Source organism: Bradyrhizobium sp., assembly GCF_004799405.1.
In the GTDB taxonomy this organism is placed as follows: Bacteria; Pseudomonadota; Alphaproteobacteria; order Rhizobiales; family Xanthobacteraceae; genus Bradyrhizobium.
On the sequence record NZ_SSMW01000087.1, the window covers coordinates 1 to 9,707 of the forward strand.

The window sequence follows — 9,707 nt, forward strand, 5'->3', positions numbered from 1 at the left end:
CCGGCCGGCCCCGTTCTCACACGTCGACATTGGCGCTGAGCGAATTATCCTGGATGAATTCGCGGCGCGGCTCGACCACGTCGCCCATCAGCTTGGTGAAGATGTCGTCGGCCTCGTCGACCTCCTTGACCTTTACCTGCAGCAGCGAACGCGCGTTGGTGTCCAGCGTGGTCTCCCAGAGCTGTTCCGGGTTCATTTCGCCGAGGCCTTTGTAGCGCTGCAGCACGACGCCCTTGCGGCCGGCGTCGGTCACCGCCTCGAACAGGCTGACCGGGCCATGGATGGTGGTTTCGGCATCCTTCCGGCGCAACAGGCCCGGCTTTGGATAGGCTTCCTGCAGGGCGGCGGCGAAATCGTCGAGCTTGCGGGCGTCGGCGGAGCCGAGCAGCGCGTCGTCGATCACGGCGACATCCTTGACGCCGCGCACGGTGCGTTCGAACAGGAAACCTTCGCCTTCGGTGAAGCGCCCGGTCCAGCCGCGCTCGACCTCATCGGCCAGCGCATCGAGCCGTCGCGCGATGTAGCCGGCAGCGGCGTTGGCGGTCTCGATGTCGCCGGTGATCCGCGGATTCATGACGCCTGCGATCGCGGCCTGTTCGATCACCTTGCGATTGTAGCGGCTGTGCAGCTTGTGCAGGGTGCCGCGGATGATCCGGGCATCTTCCACCAGCGCCAGCAAATCGCGGCCGCTGCGCTCCTCGCCCGACGCCTGCTTGAAGACGCAGTCGTCGAGGCCTGTGGAGATCAGGTAGTCTTCCAGCGCTCGCTCGTCCTTGAGGTATTGCTCGGACTTGCCGCGGGTCACCTTGTAGAGCGGCGGCTGCGCGATATAGAGGTAACCGCCTTCGATCAGCGACGGCATCTGGCGGAAGAAGAACGTCAGCAGCAGCGTGCGGATATGGGCGCCGTCAACGTCGGCGTCGGTCATCAGGATGATCTTGTGATAGCGCAGCTTGGAGAGGTCGAAGTCGTCGCGGCCGATGCCGGTGCCGAGCGCCGTGATCAGCGTGCCGATCTGCTCGGAACCCAGCATCTTGTCGAAGCGCGCGCGCTCGACATTGAGGATCTTGCCGCGCAGCGGCAGCACCGCCTGGAATTCGCGGTTGCGGCCCATCTTGGCGCTGCCGCCGGCGCTATCGCCCTCGACGATGAACATCTCTGATTTGGCGGGATCCTTTTCCTGGCACGGGGCGAGCTTGCCTGGCAGCGAGGCCACGTCGAGCGCACCCTTGCGCCGCGTCAGCTCGCGCGCTTTTCGCGCAGCCTCGCGGGCGGCCGCGGCCTCCACCACCTTGCTGACAATGATTTTGGCCTCGGCGGGGTGTTCCTCGAACCATGCCGCCAGGGCTTCGTTGAGGACGTTCTCGACCACCGGACGGACTTCCGAGGAAACCAGCTTGTCCTTGGTCTGCGAGGAGAATTTCGGGTCGGGGACTTTTACCGAGAGCACCGCAGTGAGGCCCTCGCGGCAATCGTCGCCGGTCAGCGCGATCTTTTCCCGTTTGGCGATGGCGTCGGCATAGCCATTGACCTGACGCGTCAGTGCGCCGCGGAAGCCGGCCAGATGGGTGCCGCCGTCGCGCTGCGGAATGTTGTTGGTGAAGCACAGCACATTCTCATGATAGCTGTCGTTCCACCACAGCGCGGCCTCGACGCCGATCCCGTTCAGCTCGGCATTGATCATGATCGGGGCAGGCACCATCGGCTTCTTGTTGCGGTCGAGATATTTCACGAACTCCTCGACACCGCCGTTATAACGCATCTCCTCGCGCTTCTCGACCGCGTGGCGCATGTCGGAGAGCACGATGTTGACGCCGGAATTCAGGAAGGCGAGCTCGCGCAGGCGATGTTCCAGCGTCGCAAAATCATATTCGATGTTGGTGAAGGTTTCGGTGGAGGCGGTGAACGTCACCTCGGTGCCGCGCTTGCCATTGGCGTCGCCCACCACCTTGAGCGGCGCCACCGCGTCGCCATGGGCGAATTCGATGTAGTGCTCCTTGCCGTCGCGCCAGACCCGCAATTGCAGCTTGCTTGACAGCGCGTTGACGACGGAGACGCCGACGCCGTGCAGCCCGCCGGACACCTTGTAGGAATTCTGGTCGAATTTTCCGCCGGCATGCAGTTGGGTCATGATGACCTCGGCCGCGGAAATGCCTTCGCCCTTGTGAATGTCGACCGGAATGCCGCGGCCGTCGTCGCGTACGGTGACCGAACCGTCGGCGTTGAGCACGACCTCTACCGAGGTGGCGTGGCCGGCCAGCGCTTCGTCGATGGAGTTGTCGACGACCTCATAGACCATGTGATGCAGGCCGGAACCGTCATCGGTGTCGCCGATATACATGCCCGGCCGCTTGCGCACGGCATCGAGGCCTTTCAAAACCCGGATCGATTCCGCGCCGTATTCGATAGGAATGGAATGCTCAGTATCGGCGATCGATTGCCGGGCAGGTTCTGTCATGTGAGGCCTTCGAGGATGTCCCGAATCAGCGGCGCAAAATCAGGCGCTGATTGGTTATTTGTGCCATGAAAGGCGCAACGCGCCTAGCGCAAAGTCTCTATCAACAAGCTGTTGAATAAATGGGATTTTTTGATGGTTTTTCAAGGTATGCCGAAGCCGATTCGGAAGGCCTGCAAAAGCCTGATTCGGGCGTTGATTCCCGCCCTTGAAAATCCGGTTTTCTGGGCTGCCGGAAGCTGTCGGCGCCGTCAGCCGCGGCGGGCGATACGACCGGAATCGACGTCGAAAATTTCGCCTGTGGCGCCGACGTCGGTGAAAGCCGCAGGGTCGGCGCCGGTCATCCAGACCTGGGCGCCGAGCTTTGCCAGTTCATTGAACAGCGCCACGCGCCGGTCGGGGTCGAGATGCGCCACCACCTCGTCGAGCAGCAGGAGCGGGGTGATGCCGGTCATCTCCGCGACCAGACCGGCGTGCGCCAGCACCAGCCCGATCAAAAGCGCCTTCTGCTCGCCGGTGGAGGCATCGCGGGCCGGCATGTTCTTCGGCGCGTAGATCACCTGAAGATCGGTGAGATGCGGACCGTCGAGGGTGCGGCCTGCCGCGGCGTCGCGGGCGCGGTTGACACGCAGGATCTCGCGGTAGCGATCCTCGATCGCCGTGGCGGGTTCGCTGATCAGCGCGTTTTCCATCCAGCCGTCGAGCATGATCAGCGCGGACGGAAAGACCGAGGCCTGGCCGCGCGCGCGCAGCGTCGCCGCTAGCCGTATCGCGGTCTGGCCGCGCATCGCGGCTACCGCGACGGCGAGTTCGGCGGTTTCGCGCTCGATCGCATCGCACCAATGGTCGTCGTAATTGCGCACCTCGAGCAGTCGGTTGCGCGATCGCAGCGACCGGTCGAGCGCCGATACCCGGCTCGAATGCTCGCTGTCGATGGCGAGCACCAGGCGGTCGAAAAACCGCCGCCGCTCCGATGCCGCGCCCATGAACAGTCCGTCCATCGCCGGCGTCAGCCACACCATGCGCAGGTGATCGCCGAATGCCGCCGCCGACGTCACCGGCTCGCGGTCGATCCGGCAGCGCCGGCTGGTGGCGGATTCCCCGTCGGCGGGCCGCGCGTCGATGCCGGTGCCCAGCGTCGCAAGACCGAGCGCGCCCTCGACCTCGGCGGATACCGCCCAGGAGCCGTCGCCCTGATTGTCGGCGACATCCTCAAGCGTGGCGCGGCGCAGGCCGCGTCCCGGCGACAGAAACGAGATCGCCTCGATGCAGTTGGTCTTGCCGGCGCCATTCGGGCCGACCAGCACCACCATGTTGCCGCGCGCCTCCAGGCTCGCCGCGCGGTAGTTGCGGAAGTGGGTCAGTGTCAGCCGGTGGATGCGGGAGGGGGTCATGCTACGCGTCATTGCCGGGCTTGCGAACGCGCCGGAAAGAGTGGCCGCAACTTCTGACGTCATCATCCGCGAAGGCGGATGATCCAGTACGCTGTGCTGTCCAAGATTTCATTCGCACCGGCGATTACTGGATACCCGCTTTCGCGGGTATGACGACCGCAACTGTTGGCCGGGCGTCGCGTTTTTCGCTGGCAATGACGGTCGTCACACCCGCATCGGCATCAGCACGTAGAGCGCGCCCTTGGAATCCTTGTCCTGCACCAGCGTCGGCGAGCCCGGGTCGGCCAGTTTCAGCACTGCGACCTCGCCCTCGATCTGGGCTGCGATATCGAGCAGATAGCGCGAATTGAATCCGATATCGAGCGCGTCGGAGGCGTATTCGACCTCGAGCTCTTCGGTCGCGCTGCCGGAATCCGGATTGGTTACCGACAGCACCAGCTTGCCGGCGGACAGCGACAGTTTGACGGCGCGGCCGCGCTCGCTCGAAATCGTCGAGACGCGATCCACCGCGGCCTCGAAATCCTTCTTGTCGACAACCAGCTCCTTGTCGTTGTTCTGCGGAATGACGCGGCCGTAATCGGGAAACGTGCCGTCGATCAATTTCGAGGTCAGCACGACATTGCCGATGGTGAAGCGAATCTTGCCCTGCGACAGTTCGATTCCGACCTCCGCCTCGTTGTCCTCGATCAACCGCTGCACTTCGCCGACGGTTTTGCGCGGCACGATCACGCCGGGCATGCCTGAGGCGCCCTTGGGCAAGGCAAGATCGACCTGCGCCAGACGATGACCGTCGGTCGCGACCGCGCGCAACGTCGCCGCCTTGGCGCTGCCGGCGGTGTGCAGATAGATGCCGTTGAGGTAGTAGCGGGTCTCCTCGGTCGATATCGCAAATTGGGTACGGTCGATCAACCGTTTCATGTCGGCCGCGGCCAGCGTGAACGAATGCGTCATGTCGCCGGCGGCGAGATCGGGGAAATCGCTTTCGGGCAGCGTCTGCAACGTGAAACGCGACCGGCCGGCGCGGATCGCCAGCATCGAGCGGTCGCCGTCGCCTTCCAGCACGATCTGGGCGCCGTCGGGCAACTTGCGCACGATGTCGTAAAACATGTGCGCCGGCACGGTGGTGGAGCCGCCGGTTCCGGCTTCCGCCGCCAGCGTTTCCGTCACTTCAAGGTCAAGGTCGGTGGCCTTCAGCGACAGCCGGGCGCCTTCGGCGCGGATCAGCACATTGCCGAGAATCGGAATGGTATTGCGGCGCTCGACCACGCGATGCACATGGCCCAGCGATTTCAGGAGTTGCGCGCGTTCGACGGTGACCTTCATTGCAATACCCGCCTGATCGTAAGATGGAAAAGCCGGGCGGCCAAGGGCGCGCCGCGGCGTCTGAAACCCGAAAAGCCTGATCGAAGCTGGACTGGATCAAGCCCTTTGGGGGGAGCCCAAGGTGGCGCGGATGGCCAACAAGCGCAAGAGATGCGTGAGGCCGTCCCCCACGTTTTGCAGGGAAACCCGCTGATAGCCCCGGCAAATGCCGGGGCTATCAGCCGTGACGAAAGCACGCGGGAATATGGGTTCCGGCGTCCGCGGGTCGACCAGTCCGAAACCGCGCCGCTTCGGAACGGAGCGTTCACTCCTGCAACTGGCGCTTCAGCGATTCGACCTCTTCGGACAACGCCACGTCCTTGGCGACCAGCGCCTCGATCTTGCGCACGGCGTGCAGCACCGTGGTGTGGTCGCGCCCGCCGAACCGGCGGCCGATTTCGGGCAGCGAACGCAAGGTCAGCGTCTTGGCCAGATACATCGCGACCTGCCGCGGGCGAACCACATTGGCGGTGCGGCGCGAGGACAACAGGTCGGAGCGGCTCACATTATATTGCCGGGCTACCACCCGTTGAATGTCCTCGATCTTGATCCGCTTGGGTTCCTGCGGACGGATCAGGTCGCGCACCTCGCGCTCGGCCATTTCCAGGGTGACCGGCTGCGCGTTGAGTTTGCTGTGCGCCAAAAGGCGATTGATGGCGCCTTCGAGATCGCGGCCGTTATGGGTGATGGTGCGGGCGAGATAATCCAGCACCGGCGCCGGCACATCGAAGCTTGCATGATGCGCGCGGGCCGCTGCCACGCGAGATTTGAGGATTCCGAGCCGCAACTCCTCGCCGAGCGATCCCATCTCGACCACCAGGCCGCCGGCGAGACGCGAGCGGACGCGGTCGTCGAGACTCTCCAGGTCGGAAGGCGGACGATCGGCTGCGATCACCACCTGCCGGCCGGCGTCGATCAGCGCATTCAGGGTGTGACAGAATTCGGCCTGGGTCGATTTACCCTGCAGGAATTGCAGGTCGTCGATCACAAGCACGTCGATGCCGCGCAACGCTTCCTTGAAGGCCAGCGCGGTCTGCGTTTTGAGTGCGGCGACAAAGCCGTACATGAATTTTTCGGCGGTGAGATAAAGCACCTTGCGTTCGCTGCCGGAATTGCCGGCCCATGTCACCGCCTGCAACAGGTGAGTTTTGCCGAGCCCGACGCCGGCGTGAATGTACAGCGGATTGAACATCACGCTGTCGCCGCGCCGTCCTTCGGCAACCTGGCGCGCCGCGGCGTGGGCCAGCGTGTTGGAGCGGCCGATCACAAAACTTCCGAAGGTCAGGCGCGGATCGAGCGGCGAACCGCCGAGGGCGTCGTGGCTGGCCGAGACCGGCGCGATCGCCGTGGCGCGCAACTCGGGCGCCGGGCGGCCGTCATGACGATCGTTGCGGCGCTGGTCGCCGGGCACGGCGACTTCCTTGGCAGGTGCCGCGCATCGCATCGCGCTACGCACGGTGAGGTCGATCCGGTGCACTTCCGGCATCTCGGCCTGCCAGCAGGTCAGCACGCGCTCGGCATAATGCGCCTGGATCCAGCTCTTGAGAAATCGCGTCGGCACCGAAAGATGGACGCTCTCCGGCTGCACGCTTTCCAGGTCCATTCGCGCGAACCAGCTCGTATAGACGTCTTCTCCCACGCTCGAACGCAACCTACCTTTCACGCGTGACCAGCGATCCTGTTCCGTATTTGTCATTGCCTGACGACTTTTCTGATGGAGTAAATTCTGTCGGCGAAGCCGCCGCGCGGGGGTTGTCCGCGCGACGCGACCTCAAGCGAGCCTTCGTCTCCGGCCATAGACCAGCCGTTCGGCGAAATGCCGCGGGCAGCGATGGTCAGGCTGGAAGGGGAAGCGTTCGCGAGGTCAGCGCGTACTCGACGGCCGGTCCGGAATTCGCGTAGGGGGCCGCGCCCAGGCGGCGTTTAATGCCGTATCAGCTGAAAATGGCGTTTGATCGAATACCACGGTGGTTCTGTAAAGCATGCTACCTCCCCCACTCACCGTGATTGCTCGCGGCAAGTTGTCATCCCAGATGTGTTCCAATTCAGCTGCGACGCCTGACCGCCAAACTTTTCAGGATCGCTTGCCGTTTACCTTAGCCCGTTCTCAACCCGTCATTCCCTGCACCTCCGGCGCTGCGGTTGTGGTTCGTCGGTGCGTATCTCTCTTGTTCAAAGCCAGCGGGGCGACAATGCCACGCTTGAGAAATTTCGACACAGAACGACCATCCTCATATTGCTATGAGTTACAACCTAAGCATCGCTGGAAAGCGCCGCTAACGTGCACACCGCCGCCGATTTGCACGTCCGCCCCAGTCCTTAAACCGCGCTGGTCTGAAGAGCCGTGGGCGTCGCGACGTATTAAGAAATACAAGCACGCCTTATTTCCCGCAACGTAAATCATTCGACCGATGCCGCCGCCAATCGGTGCGGCGCGCGCCAAATCAGGCCGCGCCTTTCCGGCCCAGCGGCAAGGTTCTGAAAATGCCTGCAGATTCGCCATGTCGGACCGGCGTCATATTTTAAGCCACAGTCCAAAACATTTTCATAAATTGGTTATCTTCGGATGCGGCGCCCTGCCATTTTTGAACAACCGAGCCGCGCTATGCCGATAAGTGACTACGCAAACGCACATTTTTTTGCGCATCGGAACAGGGTAACCCTCAACCCAGGCGACGCGAGGGCCAAAGTGCGGCGCGACCAGCCGATTGCGATTTCAGCGAGGGGTTGTTCAATGGAGAGCGTCGACGCCGTCTCGGCCGCGCAGGAATTTCTGCAGCCGGAGTTTCAGGTGCGACAGAATTGCACCAGGTAAAGATACGCCGGAGAAGAATTGTCTAACGCAACCGGTCGTGGAGCAACATGCGCTTGAAAATGAAAGCCCGGCACTGCCGGGCTTTTTGACGAATATCTTTTTCAATCAGTTCATTTCGCCAGCTTGGCAATCTGATGAGCGAGCCGGGAGACCTTTCGGCTCGCATTGTTCTTGTGAATGATGTTGCGCTGCGCTGCTTGCATGAGTTCGGGCTCCGCGCGCGCCATCGCCTTCAACGCCGCGTCGCGGTCGCCGCTCTTGATCGCTTCTTCGACAATGCGGACCGAACCGCGCATCTGGGTGCGGCGCGACTTATTGATGATGGTACGGCGGGCAATCTTGCGCGTAGCCTTCTTGGCAGAAGTCGTATTGGCCATGTTCTCAAATATCCTTCGGCGGTAAATCGGTAGCGGGTGGTCGGGCTTATGCGCGCCGGCCGTTCAACCGCGTGATCGACGCTGGTGTGTTGTTCGGGACGTTCTGCGAGAGAATGCCATTTTCGGAGCTGAGATGCCCACAGCACGGCGCCGCTCAAAGAACAGCGGCGGCAGGATTGCGCCCGCCGCCATTGCCGGTCTTATAAAGGGGGCGCTTTGCAGCGTCAACGCCTTCCGGGTTCCTCGCCGCCGGCAAGCGCGCCTGGAAAACGCCGATAAGGCGCTGATGAGGTTGAATTTCCCGGTAAGGCCCGGTAATGGCTGACGGCATTCCGGGCGCGACATATATAGGGTGACGCATGATCCGCGGTTTTTTCCGACTGGTGGGGCTGCTGCTGCTGGCCTGCGGATTCATTTTCATGGTCTATGACGGGGCGCGCTGGGTCGCCGACCAGACCTTGCGGTTCACCCGGTTCGGTCAATTCTGGAACGACATCCATCAATCCAGCCAGCAGGCCTTCCGGACCTGGGTGGAGGGTCACGCACCCTGGCTTTGGAACAGCGTCATCAAGATTCTGCTGGACCAGCCGGTTTTTGCCGTGCTGGGGATCGTGGGGATTTTGCTGATGCTGCTGTTCCGGCCCCGCAAGCCGCTGATCGGTTATTCGCGGGACTGATCCCCGGGGATTGGCCGCCGTAACCGGGCTGCGGCGTTCGGCCTAAAGGCCTGTATTGAAGCCAACACTGCCGCCACCGCGAACCCGACCCATGAGGAGGTCTGTTCGGGCCGCACCGGCCATGCCCCGGGTTTCCACTTCGGCTTCCAAAACGATTTGTTAACCATAACCGGTGCAAGACTGGAGCTGTCTCGCTATGAGGGAAGGCTCCGGTGCGGGTTGCTCGCGCGTTTCGATTGCCGATCATTGCCGCCATGACCGCGCTCGCTCTGTCGGGCTGCATGCACACGTCAGGTCCGGTCGCGGTGGCGCAGCCGCAGGGCAATCTCGATGATATGGCGTATGGCCCGCCGTATTATCCGGCCGCAGTTGCCGATTCCGGTGGCGGCGCCCTCGCGGCACTTGGCGCCAGTTTTGCCTCGGCGCCGCCGCAGGCTTACGCGCCAGTCCCGGTTGCCTATGCGGCAGCGCCTGTCCCAGTCGCGTACGACACAGCCTATCGGCTCGATGCCGGCGACAAGTTGCGGATCGTGGTCTTTGGCCAGGAAGGCCTCACCAACACCTATGCGATCGATGCCGGCGGCTCCATCACCATGCCCCTGATCGGCGCGGTGCCGGCGCGCGGGC

Annotated in this window: 7 protein-coding genes; 2 read left to right on the plus strand and 5 right to left on the minus strand. The window is 63.1% G+C overall.

The genetic code is table 11. From position 1 onward, the window contains the following. Nucleotides 1-16: 16 nt before the first annotated feature. From gyrB to rpsT, 5 genes are all read right to left on the minus strand, one after another. A complete protein-coding gene (gene gyrB / locus E7813_RS14295; RefSeq protein WP_291574972.1) occupies nucleotides 17-2,458 on the minus strand; it encodes a DNA topoisomerase (ATP-hydrolyzing) subunit B in 2,442 nt (813 codons plus the stop codon). A 248-nt stretch (nucleotides 2,459-2,706) separates the two neighbouring features. Continuing rightward, nucleotides 2,707-3,849: a DNA replication/repair protein RecF gene (gene recF / locus E7813_RS14300; RefSeq protein ID WP_291574973.1), complete on the minus strand. Its 1,143-nt coding sequence runs from the start codon at nucleotides 3,847-3,849 to the stop codon at nucleotides 2,707-2,709. Between the two features lie 204 nt (nucleotides 3,850-4,053). Further along, nucleotides 4,054-5,172 (minus strand): DNA polymerase III subunit beta, encoded by a 1,119-nt coding sequence (dnaN, locus tag E7813_RS14305; protein ID WP_291574975.1) that lies wholly within the window; start codon nucleotides 5,170-5,172, stop codon nucleotides 4,054-4,056. 304 nt (nucleotides 5,173-5,476) lie between these two features. Then, on the minus strand, nucleotides 5,477-6,907 hold the full coding sequence (gene dnaA / locus E7813_RS14310) for a chromosomal replication initiator protein DnaA (protein ID WP_291574977.1): 1,431 nt from the start codon (nucleotides 6,905-6,907) through the stop codon (nucleotides 5,477-5,479). Between the two features lie 1,229 nt (nucleotides 6,908-8,136). Further along, the gene (rpsT, locus tag E7813_RS14315; RefSeq protein WP_291574979.1) at nucleotides 8,137-8,403 is read right to left on the minus strand and encodes a 30S ribosomal protein S20; all 267 of its coding nucleotides are present in this window, start codon (nucleotides 8,401-8,403) and stop codon (nucleotides 8,137-8,139) included. A 359-nt stretch (nucleotides 8,404-8,762) separates the two neighbouring features. Between rpsT and E7813_RS14320 the strand changes: the two genes are divergently transcribed. Next, nucleotides 8,763-9,080 (plus strand): hypothetical protein, encoded by a 318-nt coding sequence (locus E7813_RS14320; RefSeq protein ID WP_291574981.1) that lies wholly within the window; start codon nucleotides 8,763-8,765, stop codon nucleotides 9,078-9,080. A 254-nt stretch (nucleotides 9,081-9,334) separates the two neighbouring features. After that, nucleotides 9,335-9,707, plus strand: a 373-nt coding sequence (locus E7813_RS14325) for a polysaccharide biosynthesis/export family protein (protein ID WP_291574983.1), incomplete at its 3' end; no start/stop codon positions are given.